Raw genomic sequence first — 19,726 nt, 5'->3', positions numbered from 1 at the left:
CCAGGAGCGGCAACGATTTGACGGAACGCCGCGAGTTTGCCACACTCACTACAGAAGGTGGTGGATCTCGCGGTGGTGTATGTGATAGCGATTCTTGCCTGGGTGATTGACCAGGGACTGAAATGGGTGGTGCGCTCGCACTTGCTGCCTGACCAGCTCGTGCCCGTGCTGCCGCCCGCCTTTTACTTCGATTACATTCGCAACCCCGGAGCAGCCTTCGGCATCCTTCCGAACGCGCGGTGGCTGTTCATCGTTGTGGCGCTCATCGTGATCGTGGCGGTCATCGTCATCCAGCGGCGCTGGCACCTCGGTGTCTTCGCGCAGGTGGGGTTGGGGCTCGTCCTCGGCGGCGCAGTCGGGAACCTGACAGACCGTGTCATCTCGGGTACCGTCGTGGACTATGTGTACTTCAAACCCATCAACTTCCCAATTTTCAACTTTGCGGATGTCTGCATTGACGTGGGGGTTGCCATCCTGATTTTGACCGCGCTCCTGGGGGAGCGCCAAGGCAGAACCAGCGGGCGGGCTTCTACCCCTGCGGAGGTGCGCGGGGAGGCGGATGAATGAAAGCGTGGGACGAGCAGACGCCAGCGCGATCCAGCGAGGACGATTGGGGCGAGCTGGAAGATGCAGATGCGTTCGCCGACGGCGATGCGTTCGATGTGGACGATGCGAGTGGGGGCCCGCGTCAGACGGGCGCGATCGAAACGCGCATGACGGTCGATGTGGCCGACGAAGGGACGCGGCTGGACAAGTGGCTGACCGAGCAGTTGGCGAACACAGGGTTTGCCGTGTCGCGCAGTCAAGTTCAAGGGTGGATCACATCCGGGTACGTGACGCGCGCCGGACGTCAGGCGAAATCGAGCGAGCCCATCGCCGCCGGCGCCGTGTACGAGATCGCGGTTCCGGCCCCGCCCGAACCTTCCTTGGAAGCACAGGACATGCATCTCGATGTGGTATACGAAGATGACGATGTGGTGGTCATCAACAAACCGCGCGGCCTGGTCGTGCACCCGGGGGCCGGCAACTGGAGCGGGACGCTCATCAACGGGCTGCTGGGCAGAGGTGTTTCCCTGTCGAAGCTGGGCGGCGCCTACCGGCCAGGGGTGGTTCACCGAATCGACAAGGACACCTCGGGCCTCTTGGTGGTGGCCAAAACCGACCGGGCGTACCACAGCTTGACGTCGCAGTTGCGGGCGCACACCGTGGAGCGCAAGTACTGCGCCATCGTGCACGGGCGGATCCCCCACGCGGCGGGCATCGTCGACGCCCCGGTCGGGCGGGATCCACATCAGCGCCAGCGCATGGCGGTGACGGATTCCGGGAAGCCGGCCGTCACCCACTTTGAGGTGAACGAGTGGTTCGACCGGTATACATATGTGGACCTGAGACTTGAAACGGGCCGAACCCACCAGATTCGCGTGCACATGGCGTACATTGGGCACCCGCTGGCGGGCGACAAGGTCTACGGCCCGCGCCATACACTGCCCATTGACGGCCAGGCACTGCATGCGATGACGCTGGGATTTGTGCACCCTTCGTCCGGCGAGCGGATGCACTTTGAGGCCCCGCTCCCGGACGACATGACGAGGCTGCTCACGGGGCTGCGCGGCGGGCTGTGGTAAAGTGCGGGCGGGGGAGGGCACCTTTCCTACCTTACCTCTCGGGGCCTGGCCTGGTCGGCCCGCCGCCAGGCCCGCCAGGCGCTCCAGGCCACCCTCCAGGCCTGCCAGGCCCACCAGGCCACCCTCCAGGCCTGCCAGGCCCACCAGGCCACCCTCTAGGCGCTTCACATAGGGCGTGTTTCCCGCCTTATCGGGCGGTCGGATCCCGCGATAGGGCGCCTTTCCTGCCTTAAGCCGCCGGAAGGGTGGCCGGATCTCGGCGCATAGGGCACCTTTCCTACCTTACCTCTCGGGGCCTGGCCTGGTCGGCCCGCCGCCAGGCGCTCCAGGCGCTCCTCTAGGGCGTGTTTCCCGCCTTATCGGGTGGCCGGATCCCGCGATAGGGCGCCTTTCCTGCCTTAAGCCGCCGGAAGGGTGGCCGGATCCCGGCGCATAGGGCACCTTTCCTACCTTATCGACGGCCAATCGACGGCCAATCGACGGCCAATCGACGGCCAGGCGGTCCCTGCCTGTCAGTCCAGGGTCCGCCTGCCAGCCCCGCCCGTTCCTGTCCGCCTGTTCCAGGCCCTGTCCTACCTGAACCCGCCGACTTTGCATCTGTGATTTCCCGGTGGGTTGACGAAGCGCCCAGAACCTGATACGGTAGAACAAATAACGCACGACCTTTAAACCAGTCCCGTGAGTCTGGTAAGGTGTCGGAATCCTTGTTCGCCCTGCGTGTCAAGCGCGGTTTGGGCGGTTCTGGCCGGCAGCGGTTGCCTTCCTACTCACGGAGGCAGCCGCTTTTTTGGTGTTTCGACGGCCTTGAACATTCGGCGACCTGGAAGATTTGGCGGCGCTGGATGTTTGGCGACGGTCGATCGATGACATGGGTCGATGACATTGGGTGATGGGTGACCACTGAAGCAATCGGGGAAAGGCTGGATGAAGCGGTGTCGACACAAACGCAGATTCTCGACGCGACGGCAATGGAGCGGTCCATGACGCGGATGGCACATGAAATTTTGGAGAAGAACAAGGGGCTGGACGGGGTGGTTGTCGTCGGGATCAAAACCCGGGGCGCCGTGCTGGCCGAACGCATCGCGGACAAACTCGAGCGGATTGAGGGGATACGCCCGCCGGTCTTGGACCTGGACGTCCGCCCGTACCGGGATGATGTGCGAGCGTCGACCGGGGCGCGTCCGCCGGTGGCGGGGCTCGTTGTGGAGGACCGAACGGTCGTGTTGGTCGACGACGTGCTTTACACCGGACGCACCGTCCGGGCTGCCCTCGATGCCGTGATGGCAACCGGGCGGCCGAGGTATGTGCAGTTGGCCAGCCTGATCGACCGAGGGCATCGGGAGCTTCCGATTCGGCCGGACTTTGTCGGCAAAAACGTGCCGACCTCGCGCGACGAATCGGTGTCGGTGCGCATGCGCGAAGTGGACGGAGAGGACGGTGTCTGGATTGTCAAGCCCCATTGACGCCGGCGGCCTTCCGATCGACGGCCCTCCGATGGACGGCCCCCCGACGGACGGCGGCCCCCCGACGGACGCCAGCGGGCCCCCGACGGACGCCAGCGGCACCCCCGTTGAAAGCGGCACCCCAGGCGCTCCCATTCGACACGTGGTGACGACGCGCGACTTTACGCGTGCGGACCTGGAGCGTCTCATCGCGCACGCCGAGTGGATCCGCACGGCGCCTCGGGCGGTCCTGCGCGACCGGCTGGCGGGGGTGGTGGTCGCGACCTTGTTTTATGAACCGAGTACGCGGACGCGACTGTCCTTCGAAGCGGCCGCGGCGCGGTTGGGCGCGGCGGTGATCAGCGCGGAGAACGCCAAGGAGAATTCCTCCGCCAAGAAGGGGGAATCGCTGCCGGACGTGTTTCGGGTCGTCGGCAGCTACGCGGACGCGATTGTCATTCGTCATCATGAGGCGACGGAGATTGCAGCAGCCGTTCCGTTCAGCCCGGTGCCGATTGTGAGCGCCGGCGCAGGCGCGGGCGAACACCCGACGCAGGCGCTGCTCGACGTCTACACCTTGTGGCGGGAGTTCGGGCGGGTGGATGAGTTGCGCGTGTGCGTCCTCGGGGACTTGAAGTACGGGCGCACCGTTCACTCGCTGCTGCGGCTGCTCACCCAGTTCACGGACGTCGAAGCGACCTTGGTGCATCAGCCGGGACTGCCGCTGCCAGACGCACTCAAAGACGAATTGCAGGCGGCGGGGATGAAGCTGCGCGAGACGACCGACTTTGCCGAGGCGCTGCGAACGTCGGACGCGGTGTACCAGACGCGGATTCAGCGGGAGCGCTTTGACCAGGGGCTGGACGACACGTCGCTGGAATCGGCGTTGTATGGCATCGGTCCGCAGCACCTGGAGATGATGAAACAAACAGCGCGCATCCTGCATCCGCTGCCGCGCGTTGGCGAAATTGACCCAGCCGTGGATACAGACGAGCGCGCCGCCTACTTCCGACAGGCTGAAAACGGCCTGTACATGCGAATGGCGCTGCTCGACGACATATTGGGAGGCATCATGCGATGAAAATTCGACTGGATGGCGGTCAACTCCTCGACCCCGTCACGGGCGCGCTGGTTCACGCCAGCGTCCTGTGGGACGACCAGACTGGAACGGTGCTGACCATCGGCACGGACGTACCGGAGGGCGACCGCCAGATTGTCCTCGACGGCGAGGCGGTGCTGCCTGGCTTTGTGGATGTGCATGTCCACCTGCGGGAGCCTGGCTTTGAAGAGAAGGAGACGATTGCTACCGGTGCCCGCGCCGCCGCGGCGGGCGGGTTCACCCAAATCGCCTGTATGCCGAACACGCAACCGCCGCTCGACACGTCGGAGCGTATTCGAAGCGTGATTGCCAAAGGGGAGGCGGCCGGCGCAGCCCGGGTCCGCCCCATTGCCTGCATCACGCAGGGGCAGCAGGGCGAAGCTCTCACCGACTTTGCGGCGCTCAAAGCCGCCGGCGCGGTCGCACTTTCCGACGACGGGCGCGGTGTGCAGCACGGCGGACGCATGCGCGAGGCGCTTGTGCAGGCGGCGCAGGTGGGGTTGCCGCTCGCGATCCACGCCGAGGACGAGAGCCTGTCCGGCCGGGGTGTGCTGAACGGCAAGGCGGCGCAGCGGCTTGGCCTCGAGGCGATTCCACCGGAGGCGGAGGCGGCGATGATTGCCCGCGACCTCTTGATTGCGGAGCAGGTCGGCGCCCATCTGCACGTGTGTCACGTCAGTGTCGAGCCGGCGGTGTCTTTGATTCGCTGGGCGAAGCAGCGGGGCGTGCACGTGACGGCGGAAGTCACGCCGCACCACTTGTTGTTGTCGGATGACATCATCGATCGCGACGATGCGGTGTATAAGGTCAACCCGCCGCTGCGAACCGAGGCGGACCGCATGGCCTGCCTGGAAGGGTTTTTGGACGGCACGCTGGATGTGGTGGCGACAGACCACGCGCCGCACACGGCGGACGAGAAATCGCGGGGCGTCGCGGCCGCACCGTTCGGCATGGTCGGGATCGAAACCTCGTTTCAGCTGCTCTATACGCACCTCGTCGAGACCGGGCGGATGTCGCTCGGAGACCTGGTCGACCGCATGGCGGCCCGGCCCGCGAAAGCGTTCGGGTTGAAAGGCGGGGTGATTGCGCCGGGACAGCCCGCGGACATCGTGGTCGTCGACCTGCGGCGGACGCGTTCGATTGACCCGTCGCAGTTCTACTCCAAGGGGCGCAATACCCCGTTTGCAGGTTGGCCGGTGGCGGGCTGGCCGCAACTGACCATCTGCGGCGGCAAGGTTGTGTTTTCAGCGCAGGGAGTTCGCGAGGAGGGGATTTCACAGTGAGGTTACAAGAAACGAGACGACCCGCACGACTGATTCTGGAATCCGGTGATGTGTTTACAGGGGTTCACTTTGGGGCGGTCGGCGAGTCGATGGGCGAGGTCGTGTTCAATACCGGCATGACCGGCTACCAGGAAATTCTGACCGACCCTTCCTACTGCGGTCAAATCGTGACCATGACCTATCCGTTGATCGGAAATTACGGGATGAATGTCGATCACGTCGAATCCAGACGCCCGTATGTACACGGCTTCGTGGTGCGCGAGTTCAGTGAAGTTCCCAGCCACTACAAGAGCATGGAGAGCCTCGAACAGTACCTGGCGCGAAACGGCATCATCGGGATCGCGGGGGTGGACACACGCCGACTGACCAAGCGCATCCGCAGCGAAGGCACCCTCAAGGGGCTGTTGACCACGCTGGACCCATCGCCGGAGGAAATCGAGGCGAAGTTGAAGGCGCCGCTGGCGACGGACCAGATTGACCGGGTGACGACGCCGGTGGTGTACCGGGCGCCCGGTGAAGGACGCCGCGTGGTGGCCATGGATTTTGGCATGAAGCAGGGGGTCGTGCGGTCGCTGCTGGCGCGCCGCTGCGACGTGATCGTTGTGCCAGCCCGGACGACGGCGAAGGAAATTCTCGATTGGCGGCCGGACGGCGTGATGCTGAGCAACGGGCCCGGCGACCCGGAAGATGTGCCGCACGCTGTCGAGACGGTGCGGTCGCTGCTCGGCAAGGTGCCGATGTTCGGGATTTGCCTCGGCCACCAGTTGATGGCGCTGGCCTGCGGCGCGCGCACGGAGAAGATGCGCTTCGGCCACCGCGGCGCCAACCACCCCGTCAAGGACCTGCGTACTGGCAGGGTCGCCATCACGTCACAGAATCACGGCTACGTGGTGAGTGAGGCGTCGCTGCGGGGCACGGACTTGGTGCTCACCCATGTCAACCAAAATGACGGCACCGTGGAGGGTGTGGTGCACGCCAGGTACCCGGCCTTTTGTGTGCAGTACCATCCGGAGGCTCGGCCTGGGCCGGACGATTCCGACGGGCTGTTTGACGCGTTTATTGAAATGATGGACCAGGTCCGCGAAGGGAGATGGACGCCGTATGCCGAAGCGCACTGACATCCGGAAGATTATGGTGATCGGCAGCGGTCCAATCATCATCGGCCAAGCCGCCGAGTTTGACTATGCGGGGACGCAGGCTTGCCAGTCCCTGCGGGAAGAGGGCTACGAGGTCGTGCTGGTCAACTCCAACCCCGCGACCATCATGACAGACGTGGACATCGCCGACAAGGTCTATGTGGAACCGCTGACGCCGGAGTTCGTTGCGCAGATTTTGCGCAAGGAACGCCCAGATGGGCTGCTCCCCACCCTCGGCGGCCAGACGGGGCTCAACATGGCGGTGCAACTGGCGGAGCAGGGCATGCTGGAACAGTACGGTGTCGAATTGCTCGGCACACCGCTGCGCGCGATTCGAGAGGCGGAAGACCGGGAGGAATTCCGCAACCTGATGGCGCGGCTTGGGGAGCCAGTGCCGGAAAGCCGGATTGTCAGTGACGTCGAGGCCGCCCGCGCCTTCGCGCGGGAGATTGGGTTTCCGATTATCATTCGTCCCGCGTACACCTTAGGCGGGACCGGCGGCGGCATCGCGGACAACTGGGAACAGTACGAGGAAATTGTAGAACTGGGCCTGACGATGTCCCCGATTCACCAGGTCCTCGTCGAGCGGAGCATCGCCGGGTTCAAGGAAATCGAGTATGAAGTCATCCGCGACAGCGCAGACAACTGCATTGTCGTGTGCAACATGGAAAACATCGACCCGGTCGGGATCCACACGGGCGACAGTATTGTGGTCGCGCCGAGTCAGACCCTGTCTGATGAAGACTATCAACGGCTGCGTTCGGCGAGTCTGCGGATTATCCGGGCACTCGGCATCGAGGGCGGCTGCAACGTGCAGCTGGCACTCGACCCCTACAGCGACCAATACTATGTGATTGAAGTGAATCCGCGGGTCAGCCGGTCCAGTGCGCTGGCATCGAAGGCGACGGGGTACCCGATTGCCAAGGTGGCGGCGAAAATCGCGGTCGGGTATACCCTGGACGAGATTCAAAATCCAGTGACGCGCGAGACGTACGCGAGTTTTGAGCCTGCCCTGGACTACATTGTGACGAAAATTCCGCGCTGGCCGTTCGACAAGTTCAACAGCGCCAACCGCACGCTCGGCACGCAGATGAAGGCGACGGGCGAAGTGATGGCCATCGGCCGCACGTTCGAGGAGTCCATGATGAAGGCCATTCGTTCGCTTGAGGTCGGCCTGGATTCGCTGTGGCATCCACAGGCCGCGACGTGGAGCGAGGAGGACATCGAGCGGCGCCTGGTGAAAGCGGACGATGAGCGCTTGTTCGTGGTTGCGGAGGCGTTTCGCCGCGAGATGCCGCTGGAGACGGTGTACGAGTTGACGCGCATCGACCGCTGGTTTTTGTGGCGCCTGCAACGACTGGTGGACATGGAGCGGAGCCTTCGCGTCGCTGGGCAGCGGCTGGCCGACCACGAGGGGACACCCGCGGAACTTCGCGATTTGCTGCCAGAGGCGAAGCGGATGGGCTTTCCAGACAGCGCAATTGCCCGGTTCACGGGTACCGATGCCGACGAGCTTCGGCGCTGGCGCGACGAGGTCAACTTGAAACCGGTCTATAAGATGGTCGATACTTGCGCGGGTGAATTCGAGGCCAGCACGCCGTACTACTACAGCACATACGAGCAGGAGGATGAGGTGGCCGACAGCCGCGGCAAGAAGTTGCTGGTGCTGGGTTCCGGTCCGATTCGCATTGGGCAGGGCATCGAGTTCGATTATTGCTCCGTCCATGCGGTGTGGGCGATTCGCAAAGCGGGGTACGAAGCCATCATCGTCAACAACAACCCGGAGACCGTGTCAACCGACTTCAACACGTCGAACCGGCTGTACTTCGAACCGTTGCACCCGGAAGACGTCCTGCACGTGATTGACCGCGAACAGCCGGACGGGGTCATCGTGCAGTTCGGCGGACAGACCGCCATCAACCTGGCTGAGCCCCTGGCGCGCGCTGGCGTGAAAATCTTCGGGACCTCTCTGGAAGACATTGACCGTGCGGAGGACCGCGAAAAGTTTGACCAGCTCCTGACGACACTCGACATTCCGCGTCCGCTTGGGGTGACCGTGGTGACGGAGACGGGCGCACTCGAGGCTGCGCAAAAGCTGGGGTACCCGGTGCTGGTCCGTCCGTCCTACGTCCTCGGCGGCCGAGCGATGCAAATCATCGAATCCGATGCGGAGCTGGAGACGTACCTGCGGGACGCGGTGCAGGTGTCGAATCAGCACCCGGTGCTCATCGACCGCTACATCCAGGGCGTCGAGGTGGAAGTGGATGCCATCTCCGACGGGGAGACCGTGATTATCCCCGGGATCATGGAACATATTGAACGCGCTGGCGTACACTCTGGGGATTCGATTGCCGTGTATCCGCCGCAGTCGATCTCGGAGGCGACGAAGGCGACCCTGGTGGACTACACGATTCGCATTGCGCGCGGGCTGCACGTGAAAGGCCTGGTGAACATTCAGTTCGTCATTCAGGGGGACGACGTTTATGTGCTCGAAGTGAATCCGCGGTCGTCTCGGACCGTGCCCTTCTTGTCGAAGGTGACGAACGTGCCGATGGTCGATCTGGCGATGCGCGCAGTACTGGGCGAGTCGCTGCAGTCCCTCGGCTGGGAAACGGGGCTTGTTCCGGCGTCTGACCTGGTGTCGGTGAAGGTGCCGGTGTTCTCCTTCGCCAAGCTGCGGCGGGTGGATATTACGCTCGGGCCGGAGATGAAGTCGACCGGCGAAGTGATGGGCACTGAGCGGACGTACGCGAAGGCGCTGTACAAGGGCCTCATCGCGGCCGGGATGGACATTCCGCACTACGGCACGGTCCTCGCCACGATTGCGGATAAGGACAAGTTGGAGGCGTGGCCGATTTTGGCCGGGTTTGCCAGCCTGGGCTTTCGGATCGCGGCGACCGAAGGCACCGCGAAGTTCCTCCGGGCCCGGGGACTGGAGGTCGAGATCGTCAACAAGCTGGCGCAAGGGACCCCGAACCTGGCAGACGACATTCGCGACGGCCGGATTCACCTGGTCATCAACACGTTGACGAAGGGGCGGGAGCCGGAGCGCGATGGCTTCCGCATCCGCAGAACGGCGGTGGAGCACGGGGTGCCTTGTCTGACCTCGCTCGATACGGCCGCGTCCCTCTTGGAGGTCCTGTCGACCATTCGGTTTACGACGGTACCGCTCGCTGGCGGCGCACCGAAGCGCGCGGCGGTGGACGGACCGGAGGTGACGGCGTGACGGGCGGTGGAACGCAGAAACGACCGGAAGTCGGCGGCGCGATGGGCGGTTGTGAAGCAGCGTCGCTGGGTGACGCGGTGTATGATTTGGCTCGGCGGCGCACCTACCTCGCGCTGGACGCACCGCGCTGGGCGGATGTCGCGCCATTGGTCGAGCGGCTCGGCCCGGCGGTGACCGGGTACAAGGTTGGGCTGGAGTTGTTCCATGGAGACGGCCCGCGTGCGCTTGGGGCCCTGCGGGACTTAGGTAAACGGGTGTTTCTGGATGTGAAGCTGCACGACATTCCGAACACCGTGGCGGGGGCGCTGCGCGTCATCCGGGACAGCGGGGTGGAGATGGTGAATGTTCACGCCCTGGGCGGACGCAAGATGCTGCTCGCCGCGCGCGAAGCCCTTGGCGACGGTGCCGACCGCCCCCTGTTGGTTGGCGTGACCGTGCTGACCAGCCTGGTCGACGAAGACCTGGTGGAGGCTGGGTATCTGCCGCATGCCGGGGCCGGGCCGGCGTACGAGGGAGATGCGAACGGGCCTGGTGCGAACGGTGCCGCCCGGCTTGCGGAGGCATTGACCGCGCTGTGCGTGGACTGTGGTTTGGATGGTGTCGTGACATCTGCGCGAGAGCTGGCGCGGCTTCGCACGTTGACACCGGACGGTTTCGAGTTCGTGGTGCCGGGGACGCGGCCGCAAGGGGCGCCGCTCAACGACCAGGCCCGGTCGATGACGCCGGGTGAAGCCGCCGCTGCCGGTGCAACGCGGCTGGTTGTGGGGCGAGCGGTGACACAAAGCCGTGATCCGCTTGTTGCACTGAAACACATTTGGGACGAGGTGGTTGCACATGGGACGTGAGGTGCGAGGGGCAGAGGTGGAAGGGCGTGCGCTGCAGGGATCGGCGTTTCAAGGGCCGGAGTTGCGCGGGTGCCCCCTGCCGGTTGGGACGAGCATTGCGCGTGGCATGCTGCAAATCGGGGCAGTGGAGATTCGGACGCAGGACTTGTTTCGCTGGTCGTCTGGGTGGCGGTCGCCGATTTACTGTGACAACCGCTTGATTCTCGGTTACCCTGTGCTGCGCGGCCAGGTGCTCGAGGGCTTTGAGGCCATCGTGACGGAGGCGTACCCAGGTGTGGATTTGATTGCAGGTACGGCGACGGCTGGCATTCCGCACGCAGCGGCCCTGGCGGATCGGCTCGGCCTGCCGATGGCGTACGTCCGCTCCAGCGCCAAGGGTCACGGCAAGCAGAAACGGGTGGAAGGCAAGGTATTCCCGGGGGCGGCCGCGATTGTCGTGGAGGACACGCTCTCGACCGGCACGTCGGCCTACGATGCGGTTGCTGCGCTGGAAGAGGAAGGTGTGCGGGTGCTCGGGGTGATCACGATTTTTTCCTACGACTTCGAAGCCGCCCGGACACGCATTCGGGCGGCGGGCGTGCCGGCGCACCGCCTCGTCGACTATGACACACTGGTCAGCACGGCGGTGGACCAGGGCGTGCTCGGCGAGTCGGACGTGGCAGGCCTCATGGCCTGGCGGAAAAACCCTGAGACCTACGGTCAGGAGGGGTAAGTTTCAGGCAGGGGCGGCGGGGGCTCGGCCGGCCGAGCGGGTGGGCCGAGCGGGTGGGCCGAGCGGGTGGGCCGAGCGGGTGGGCCGAGCGGGTGGGCCGAGCGGGTGGGCCGAGCCGAACAGGGGCGGCTTAGGGCATGAAAGGTTCCCAATGGGCCACCGCCACCACGGCTGGCACGACGCCCAAGGCATGAAAGGCTCCTTATCGGCGCGCGGCCCGTCTAGGCCGGGGCGGCTTAGGGAAGAAAAGGTTCCCAATGGGGCACCGCTGCCACGGCTGGCACGACGCTCAAGGCATGAAAGGCTCCTTATCGGCGCGCGGGCCGTCGGGGCCGGGGCGGCTTAGGGAAGAAAAGGTTCCCAATGGGCCACCGCCACCACGGCTGGCACGACGCCCAAGGCATGAAAGGTTCCTTATCGGCGCGCGGGCCGTCGGGGCCGGGGCGGCTTAGGGAAGAAAAGGTGCCCAATGGGCCGCCGCCACCACGGCTGGCACGACGCCCAAGGCATGAAAGGTTCCTTATCGGCGCGCGGGCCGTCGGGGCCGGGGCGGCTTAGGGCACGAAAGGTGCCCAATGGGGCACCGGCACCCCCACCGCACCGCCGCGCCCGTTTATACCCAGCCGCGCCAGCGCATCGCTTCGGCAAACGGGCGGATGCCCACCATGTAGGCGGCGAGGCGGGTCGACACCTGGTAACGGCGGGCGGTTTTGAGGATGTTGTGGACGGACTCTACCATCATTTGCTCCATTCGGCTGTTGACTTCTTCCTCCGTCCAGTACCATCCCTGGCTGTTCTGCACCCATTCAAAGTACGATACAGTCACACCGCCTGCGTTCGCGACGACGTCCGGAACGAGCAGGATGTTGCGCTGCTTGAGAATTTCATCTGCCGCCGGGGTGGTGGGCCCATTCGCGGCCTCGACGATGATGGAGGCCTGAATGTCGTGGGCGTTGTTCTCCGTAATCTGGTTTTCCAGCGCGGCCGGGATCAGCACGTCACATGGTTGAACGAGAAATTCGTCATTGGAGATCACGTTCTTATAATGCGGTGTGACCATCCCGAACGAGTCCCGTTCCTCCAGCAGTTTTGGAATATCCAGTCCGTTCTCGTCATAGAGTCCGCCGGCGGCGTCGCTGATGCCAACCACCTTGGCGCCCATTTCGTACAGGATACGCGCCGTGTTGCTGCCGACATTTCCGAAACCCTGAATCAGCACGCGGAGATCAGAAATGTGCTGGTCTCTGGTCTTGGCCGCTTCGCGCATCGCGATGCACACGCCAAGCGCCGTGGCCTGTTCGCGGCCGCGCGACCCGCCGAGCACCAGCGGTTTGCCGGTAATAAAGTTCGGCGAATCATACTCGCGAATCCGGCTGTACTCATCGTACATCCAGGCCATGATTTGTGGGTTGGTGTACACGTCCGGGGCCGGAATGTCCTTCGCCGGTCCGACGATTTGGCTCACAGCCCGGACGTATCCCCGCGCGAGCCGCTCCTGTTCGTGAATCGACATCGACCGCGGGTCACACACAATGCCCCCCTTGGCGCCGCCGTAAGGGAGGTTGAAAATGCCGCACTTGATGCTCATCCAGATGGAGAGCGCTTTGACCTCGTCCAGCGTGACATTTGGATGGAAGCGGATCCCGCCTTTGGTTGGGCCGATGGCATCGTTGTGTTGGGCCCGGTACCCGGTGAACACTTCCACTTCTCCGTTATCCATCCGAATCGGAATCCGAACCGTCAGGACGCGGATGGGCTCCTTCAGTACCTCATAGATGGTGTCATTGTAGCCAAGACGCTGCAGTGCCGCGTGGACAGCCTCCTGGGTATTGATAAGGACATTGTCTCCTGGCGCAGGCATACTGGCGCCAGCTGCGAGTCGTTTACTCACGTGCGTACTCATGCTGGATTGACACTCTCCTCCGTTCCGAATCGGCTGCAAGGCGCTCGCAACCGGGACACGTTCAAAACCCCTGTTTCATATTAAATCAGTCTGGGCAGGATGGAAAGAGCGTGATCGCGCGGAAAGTGAGGAATTCCAAGTGACCCATATCACAAACCGGCGCTGGCTGGCAGTTGTTCGAGATCGGACGCGCCTTGCTTTGTCTTCGTGGGTATTCCACCTGTTTCTTTCGGGCGTGATCATTGTGGTTGTCTTTCTTCGCCCGCCGAGCATCTTTTCCGGAGACACGGATACGGCGCGCAACTATCTCAACACCATTGTCTCATCGCTGTCGACGATTTTGGCCCTGTGTATTTCCATCATTCTGGTCGCCATTCAAATGACGGCCAGCAACTATACACACCGTGTACTCGACTTCTTTGTACGGTTGCCATATAACGCGTCGCTATTCGTGATTTATCTGGTGACCATCATGCACAGTTTCTTCCTGATGGCGAAGATTCGCGACCCGGTCAACGATCCCTTGCCCGTGTCGCTGCGACCGGAAATGAGTGCGGATTTGGTGCTGGTCGTGATTTGCTTTCTCAGTTTGATTCTGTATATGTACGCCGTTGTCCAACTGCTTAAACCAGAGCGTATCATTCGGCTGATTTTGCGCGATTACACCCGGGCTGTCACGCGCAGACGCTGGCGCGCTGCGCTGGACAATGTGGAGCAAATCTGCGACATTGCCAAGCGCGCCGCGTCCGTGAACGACTCTGTGACCGGCGCGCGCTGCACGGAGGCGATGTCGTTCACGGTCTCCAGTTTGCCGATGCCGGCGGGGGCGGACGACCCGCTGCTGTCGGTTCATGGCAGCGTGGTCGACCAGTGGGTGGAGATTGTCGGTGTTGCCGTGAAGGAGCGTGAGACGGGACTGCTGTACGGGGCCCTCGACGCCCTGCACCAACAGGGCCGCGCGTACATCGAAGCCCAGTCCTGGGCCGCCGCTGAGCAGGTGGTGCGCGCATACCGCCATATTGTGTTCAGCCATCTGTTGTGCGAAGGTCAGACCTACTATGTGGAACGTGTGGCAGGACGTCTCTATCAGCTGGCGATGTACGCGGCGCAGGAGAACACCCGCGGACGGATGTTCTGCTTGCGCACCTGGCAAGTCATTGAAACCATCGGGGAGAACGCGTTTAACGCCCAGCCTGCGACAGCTGGGACACTGATGGACGGGCTGTTGATGGCGTCCGAGGTGTACGACACATTATCCTTGCTGCGCCACCGCGAGGAGATGTGGCGTGCGCTCGGCACCTATTTTGCGTTATGGAAGTCGTTCGTGCGGGTGTGCTTCGTGCGGGACGCCGCCCGCTGGGCCGCATGGTGGCAAGAACACGTGGCTGTCAATCCGATCGCGCCGCCAGCGTCTTCTCTGGCGGTGTTGATGGCGATGCACGCTGGCCGTGAAGACGTGGCCAAGACCCTGTGTTATCGGTGGGAGCGGGACGTGCGCGGGGACGAAATCGCGACATTGTACGCGGAATTTCGGGAAGGTGTGAAGGAGTTGTTTGACGGGTGGCCGCTGCCCTCCATCGAACGACTGAAGATGCCGGAGGCGCAGCGCCAGCGGTAACGACGGCGGGCCGCACCGGCCGTAAGGCCGGGCCTCGCCGGGGCTTCGCTGCAGCGCCCGATCTCGCCGCCGCTTCAGCCCTCGACCTTGCGCTCGAGCAGCGGTGCCAAGCGGACGCGGTCCGGCGTCACGAACAGGGTGTGGTGATGGTCGTACAGCGCAAACCCCGGCCGCGCTCCGGCCGGCTTCCACACGTGCTTGACTTCGGTATAATCCACGGCCACATTCGCTGAGTCGCGGGACTTACTGAAATACGCGGCCAGCATCGCTGCTTCTTCAAGGGTCGACGCAGGGATGGGCCGTCCCTCGGACGAAATGACCACATGCGATCCCGGTCCATTCTTGACGTGCAGCCACAGGTCGTCGGGGCGGCTGCGCCGGAATGTCAGTTGGTCGTTCTGCACGTTGTTTCGCCCCACGCGGATGACAAACCCATCCTGGCTCCGGTACGCCTGCGGCCGCGAAGGCGGTGTCTTCTTCGGCGCGCGCGCCGCTTTTCGACGCGCATTGAGGAAGCCCTCGTGCACCAATTCGGCCCGAATTTCCGGAAGGGTTTCGGGGGTTGCGTCTTCCAGCTGCGTCCGCACGCCTTCCAAATAGGCCAAGTCCCGCAGCGTCGCATCGAGCTCCGCGGATAAAATCGGGATCGACCGCTTCCGCTTGCTGCTCAACTTATAGTAAGCCTGCGCGTTCTCAATCGGCGAGAGGGCCGGGTCGAGCGCGATGGTGATGGGTTTTTCGTCATCGTAGAAGTTCGGAAGGGTGACTTTCGTCCGGCCCTTTTCGATTTGATAGGCGTAGGCCGTCAAAAGCTCCCCACATATGCGCGGGGTGGCGTCATCCTGGTTCTCCTGAATCATCGCCTGCAGTTTCGTCTGTTTGCCGCGAAGCCGGTCCAGGTGCTGGTCGATGGCATGCAGGAGTTCCGCAGCAACGGCCGACTGGCGCTGCACCTGAACGGTGTCTCTGTACACCTGGTCGAGTGCCTCTTCAAAGCTGGCCGCTTGCGCCGTTCGCGGAAAGATGGAGAGTTGAAAGGGGGCCGCCGCCGCCTTTCGGCCGAGATCGTCCAGTCCAATGCTCGCCGCCTCTCGCCCTTCCTCGACCCCTTGAAACAGGTCCTGCAAGGCGTCGACCACGCGCTGTGCGTCTGCAGGGTCGCCAGCCCGCCGCAGGACTTCCTGCGCGGAGATGGGTCCGATGCCCGCAATGTGCCGGATGAGCAGTTTCGCCTGTGCGTCCGGCGGCTGCTCGTGCAGGCGCAGTTTCGCGATGTCAGCCGCCGTGACTTCCGCCGCCGTCCGCTTCTGCTGCGGCGGGGCCGGTTGATACGCCGCACCCGGGAGCACCGGGCGGACGCGGCTCATCTGCGGCGTTACCCGGACGATGCTGTCAATCACGGTGCCCGGCCGCCCCGTTTCATCCTCTGTACATAGCAGGATGTTGCTGTGTTTCCCCATGATTTCGAGCAGGAGCAGGTAATGCACATGATCGCCAAGGTCGTTGACCGATTCGATGGTCATCTCCACGACCCGGTCGTACCCTTGCTGACGCACTGAGACGATGCGCCCGGATTCAATCCGCCGGCGCAGCAGCATGCAGAACATGGGCGGCTCTTCTGGGTTGGCCGGCCGCGGTCCAAACATGGCGTGGGCGCGTGCAAACTGCCGGTGCGCAGACAAGAGCAAGCGCTCAGAACCGCCCATCCCGCGCACGGTCAGAACGAGTTCGCGCTCGGTCGGCTGATGAATTTTTTCAATGCGGGCTTGCGCCAGCCGTTCGTTCCAGGCGTTGCAGAGCGCGCGTACGGCGAGTCCGTCCATGCGAGCCACCTCCGTTGTGCAGCATCGGGTGCATCAAGTTCCTTCCTGAGTATAGCGGCGCCGTGCGGGCGGGGCAACTTGGACATTTTCCACATCGAACAAGCATAGAGATTACGAGACAAGTCGTTCGAAGGGGTGGCTTCGGTTGGAGAAGAACTGGCATTCGCTCGCGGTAAAGGACTGTTTTTCACTGCTGGAATCATCCCCAGCGGGGCTGACCGATGAGCAGGTACAGGAACGACGGGCAACATACGGTCTCAATCAGCTCGCAGACGGGAAGAAAGTGTCGCTGCTCACCGTGTTCTTCAATCAGTTTCGGGACTTCATGATCGTCGTTCTCATCGCGGCGACGCTGGTTTCCGGGCTGCTGGGAGAGTACACGGACGCCATTACGATTATCGCGATCATCATACTCAATGGGGTACTTGGGTTTGTGCAGGAGGTTCGCGCAGAGCGTTCGCTGTCCGCGCTCAAGGAACTGACCGCGCCGATGGCCCGCGTGCGCCGCAACGGGCAGGTTGTGCAGCTGCCGGCGAAAGAACTGGTCCCCGGCGACGTCATCTTGCTGGAAGGTGGTGACCGGGTCCCGGCAGACGGGCGCGTCGCCTCGGCGATGGGCCTGGATGTGGAAGAGTCGGCGCTGACGGGTGAGTCGGTGCCGGTCAGCAAGCAGGCGAACGCCTATGTCGATCCGGTGTCGAATCTGGGCGACCGCATCAACATGGTGTACATGGGCACGATGGTGACCCGAGGCAAGGCCGAAGTCCTTGTGACGGAGACGGGTATGCAAACAGAGATGGGCAAAATCGCCGACCTCATGGAGCAGTCGGAAGAAGCCTTGACCCCGCTGCAGCAGCGTCTCGACCAGTTGGGCAAGGTGCTGGTCTGGCTGGCGCTGGGCATTACGCTCTTGGTCGTCGTCGCCGGCGTGCTGCACGGCCATAAGCTGTACGAGATGTTCCTGGCGGGTGTCAGCCTGGCCGTGGCGGCGATTCCGGAAGGGCTGCCGGCGATTGTTACCATCGCGCTGGCGCTTGGCGTGCAGCGGATGATTCGCCGCAACGCCATCGTGCGCAAACTTCCGTCGGTTGAAACACTCGGCTGTGCCACTGTCATTTGTTCCGACAAGACGGGCACGCTCACGCAAAACCGCATGACCGTGCAGCGGGTGTGGGCGGACGGCGACTGGTACCGCGTGTCCGGGTCAGGGTATGACCCGATTGGCGACTTCGTGTTCGACGATCACCCCATCCAGCCGCTGCGCCGGCCGGCGCTGAAGACGTTGATTGAGATTGGGGCGGTGTGCAACAACGCGGTGATGAAGCTCGTGGAAGGCACCGAAAACGAATGGCAGGTGCAGGGTGACCCGACCGAAGGGGCGCTGCTGGTGATGGCCAAAAAAGCGGGGCTTGACGACCCGGATGCCGAGTTCGAGCGCATCGACGAGCTGCCGTTCGACTCGGACCGCAAGTTGATGTCGGTGCTGGTCCGCCGCGGTGACGAGTGGTTCCTGTTCGTCAAAGGCGCGCCGGATGTGCTGCTGGAGCGGTCAACCCTGGTGGTGTCCAGCGGCAAGGAAGTCCCGATGTCGTCCGGCATTCGCAAGCGCATCCTGGATGCGAACCAGCAGATGGCGCACGCCGCGCTGCGCAACCTCGCCTTCGGATACCGCAAGTTCCCAAGCCCGGAGGCGGCGAGGGCCGAGCGCGATCCGGAACGCGACCTGGTGTTTGTTGGACTGGCCGGCATGATGGATCCGCCGCGCGAGGAGGTCTTCGACGCCATCGAGACATGTCACCGGGCGGGTATTCGGACCGTGATGATTACCGGCGACCATCCGGAGACCGCGATCGCCATCGCCAAGCAGCTGAATATCCTGCCGGAGGGCGGCACCGCGCTGACTGGCGCACAGCTGGAGCAGATGTCGGAAGAGGAACTCGCTGCCAGAGTGCAAGAAACCTTCGTGTACGCCCGCGTCACGCCCGAGCACAAGTTGAAGATTGTGCGCGCGCTGCAGGCGCGGGGCGAAGTGGTTGCCATGACCGGTGACGGCGTGAACGACGCGCCTGCCATCAAACAGGCGGACATCGGGATCTCGATGGGCATGACCGGGACGGATGTCGCCAAGGAGGCGTCGGCGCTGGTTTTGGCGGACGACAACTTCGCGACCATCGTTGCGGCGGTCGAGGAAGGGCGCGGCATCTACGACAACATCAAGAAGTTCATTCGCTATTTACTGGCGAGCAACGTGGGTGAAATCCTGACGATGTTCGTGGCGATGCTGGCAGGGCTGCCGCTGCCGCTGTTGCCGATTCAGATTTTGTGGGTGAACCTGGTGACCGACGGACTGCCTGCCATCGCGCTTGGTGTCGACCCAGCGGAGAAGGACATGATGGACCGTCCGCCGCGCAACGTCAACGAGGGCATTTTCGCACGCGGCTTTGCGCTGAAGATTATGAGCCGCGGGGTGCTCATCGGATTTGTCACGCTGGCCGTGTTCGTCTGGTCCTTGAAGCTGAACCCGGCGAGCCTCGGCGACCTCGGCAAGGCGCAGACCATGGCGTATGCGACGCTGACGATGGCCCAATTCATTCTGGTGTTCGACTGCCGGAGTGTGGACGGCGGCATCTTCAAGCGCAACTTCTTCGAAAACAAATGGCTGCTGCTGGCGGTTGGCTCGTCGGTGGCCCTGTTCTTGCTGACGATGTACATTCCGTCGATTGCCGCCGTGTTCAAGACCGTCGCACTGGGCGGGCGGGACTGGCTGGTCGTGCTGATTGCCGCTGCGATTCCGACGTTTACCTTGTCCCTGCGCCGCGCAGGCAGAAAGGCGCTGCGCCCGCGCCCCGCCGCCCGGGGAATTCCGATTCGCTGACGGTCCTCGTCAGTCGGGGGGCAGCGTTTGGCGGCACACTTCATCGCGGCACACTTCGTCTTTGGCAGCGTCATGGGGCTGGCGGGTCGCAAGCGGCGGACCGCCGGCCCTGCGTTGTTCCGAACCGCCGGCGTCGCCG

General features: G+C 63.5%; 13 protein-coding genes. 11 read left to right on the top strand and 2 right to left on the bottom strand.

Going from position 1 to position 19,726, the window contains the following annotated elements; all coding sequences use genetic code 11:
* Positions 1-72 precede the first annotated feature (72 nt).
* The 9 genes from lspA (at position 73) to pyrE (ending at position 11,368) form a co-directional block, all read left to right on the top strand.
* Complete coding sequence (gene lspA, locus JI721_RS00915) at positions 73-567, top strand: signal peptidase II (protein ID WP_274456220.1); 495 nt, start codon at positions 73-75, stop codon at positions 565-567.
* A 146-nt stretch (positions 568-713) separates the two neighbouring features.
* The gene (locus tag JI721_RS00910; RefSeq protein WP_274457580.1) at positions 714-1,625 is read left to right on the top strand and encodes an RluA family pseudouridine synthase; all 912 of its coding nucleotides are present in this window, start codon (positions 714-716) and stop codon (positions 1,623-1,625) included.
* A gap of 932 nt (positions 1,626-2,557) precedes the next feature.
* The gene (gene pyrR, locus JI721_RS00905; RefSeq protein ID WP_274457578.1) at positions 2,558-3,088 is read left to right on the top strand and encodes a bifunctional pyr operon transcriptional regulator/uracil phosphoribosyltransferase PyrR; all 531 of its coding nucleotides are present in this window, start codon (positions 2,558-2,560) and stop codon (positions 3,086-3,088) included.
* On the top strand, positions 3,072-4,148 hold the full coding sequence (pyrB, locus tag JI721_RS00900; RefSeq protein ID WP_274456219.1) for an aspartate carbamoyltransferase: 1,077 nt from the start codon (positions 3,072-3,074) through the stop codon (positions 4,146-4,148). The genes pyrR and pyrB overlap by 17 nt, the downstream gene beginning before the upstream one ends.
* Positions 4,145-5,449, top strand: coding sequence for a dihydroorotase (locus JI721_RS00895; RefSeq protein ID WP_274456218.1), 1,305 nt, complete (start codon positions 4,145-4,147; stop codon positions 5,447-5,449). Before pyrB ends, JI721_RS00895 begins: the two co-directional genes overlap by 4 nt.
* The gene (gene carA, locus JI721_RS00890) at positions 5,446-6,567 is read left to right on the top strand and encodes a glutamine-hydrolyzing carbamoyl-phosphate synthase small subunit (RefSeq protein ID WP_274456217.1); all 1,122 of its coding nucleotides are present in this window, start codon (positions 5,446-5,448) and stop codon (positions 6,565-6,567) included. The genes JI721_RS00895 and carA overlap by 4 nt, the downstream gene beginning before the upstream one ends.
* The gene (carB, locus tag JI721_RS00885) at positions 6,551-9,811 is read left to right on the top strand and encodes a carbamoyl-phosphate synthase large subunit (RefSeq protein ID WP_274456216.1); all 3,261 of its coding nucleotides are present in this window, start codon (positions 6,551-6,553) and stop codon (positions 9,809-9,811) included. Before carA ends, carB begins: the two co-directional genes overlap by 17 nt.
* Positions 9,808-10,656 (top strand): orotidine-5'-phosphate decarboxylase, encoded by an 849-nt coding sequence (gene pyrF, locus JI721_RS00880; protein ID WP_274456215.1) that lies wholly within the window; start codon positions 9,808-9,810, stop codon positions 10,654-10,656. The genes carB and pyrF overlap by 4 nt, the downstream gene beginning before the upstream one ends.
* Before the next feature lie 106 nt (positions 10,657-10,762).
* Entirely contained in the window at positions 10,763-11,368 is a 606-nt protein-coding gene (gene pyrE / locus JI721_RS00875) for an orotate phosphoribosyltransferase (protein ID WP_274457576.1), read from the top strand.
* A gap of 613 nt (positions 11,369-11,981) precedes the next feature.
* On the opposite strand, the gene JI721_RS00870 is transcribed toward pyrE, so the two are convergent.
* Positions 11,982-13,271: a Glu/Leu/Phe/Val family dehydrogenase gene (locus tag JI721_RS00870; RefSeq protein WP_274456214.1), complete on the bottom strand. Its 1,290-nt coding sequence runs from the start codon at positions 13,269-13,271 to the stop codon at positions 11,982-11,984.
* 139 nt (positions 13,272-13,410) lie between these two features.
* On the opposite strand from JI721_RS00870, the gene JI721_RS00865 reads away from it, so the two are divergent.
* Positions 13,411-14,889, top strand: coding sequence for a DUF2254 family protein (locus JI721_RS00865; protein ID WP_274456213.1), 1,479 nt, complete (start codon positions 13,411-13,413; stop codon positions 14,887-14,889).
* Between the two features lie 74 nt (positions 14,890-14,963).
* Here JI721_RS00865 and JI721_RS00860 read toward each other — a convergent pair whose 3' ends face one another.
* On the bottom strand, positions 14,964-16,712 hold the full coding sequence (locus JI721_RS00860; RefSeq protein ID WP_274456212.1) for an Rqc2 family fibronectin-binding protein: 1,749 nt from the start codon (positions 16,710-16,712) through the stop codon (positions 14,964-14,966).
* Positions 16,713-16,857: 145 nt separating this feature from the next.
* Here JI721_RS00860 and JI721_RS00855 point away from each other — a divergent pair, with 145 nt between their 5' ends.
* Positions 16,858-19,587: a calcium-translocating P-type ATPase, SERCA-type gene (locus JI721_RS00855; protein ID WP_274456211.1), complete on the top strand. Its 2,730-nt coding sequence runs from the start codon at positions 16,858-16,860 to the stop codon at positions 19,585-19,587.
* Positions 19,588-19,726: the final 139 nt, after the last annotated feature.

The organism is Alicyclobacillus cycloheptanicus (assembly GCF_028751525.1).
Lineage (GTDB): Bacteria > Bacillota > Bacilli > Alicyclobacillales > Alicyclobacillaceae > Alicyclobacillus_L > Alicyclobacillus_L cycloheptanicus.
The sequence above is the reverse complement of the archived record's forward strand: the minus strand, read 5'-3'. Positions and strand labels throughout refer to the sequence as shown.

Excerpts from the sequence above, each read along its gene's own strand:
- JI721_RS00910 (WP_274457580.1), top strand. The coding sequence starts at position 714 with ATGACGGTCGATGTGGCCGACGAAGGGACGCGGCTGGACAAGTGGCTG.
- JI721_RS00895 (WP_274456218.1), top strand. The coding sequence starts at position 4,145 with ATGAAAATTCGACTGGATGGCGGTCAACTCCTCGACCCCGTCACGGGC.
- carB (WP_274456216.1), top strand. The coding sequence starts at position 6,551 with ATGCCGAAGCGCACTGACATCCGGAAGATTATGGTGATCGGCAGCGGT.
- pyrE (WP_274457576.1), top strand. The coding sequence starts at position 10,763 with ATGCTGCAAATCGGGGCAGTGGAGATTCGGACGCAGGACTTGTTTCGC.
- JI721_RS00870 (WP_274456214.1), bottom strand. The coding sequence starts at position 13,271 with ATGAGTACGCACGTGAGTAAACGACTCGCAGCTGGCGCCAGTATGCCT.
- JI721_RS00860 (WP_274456212.1), bottom strand. The coding sequence starts at position 16,712 with ATGGACGGACTCGCCGTACGCGCGCTCTGCAACGCCTGGAACGAACGG.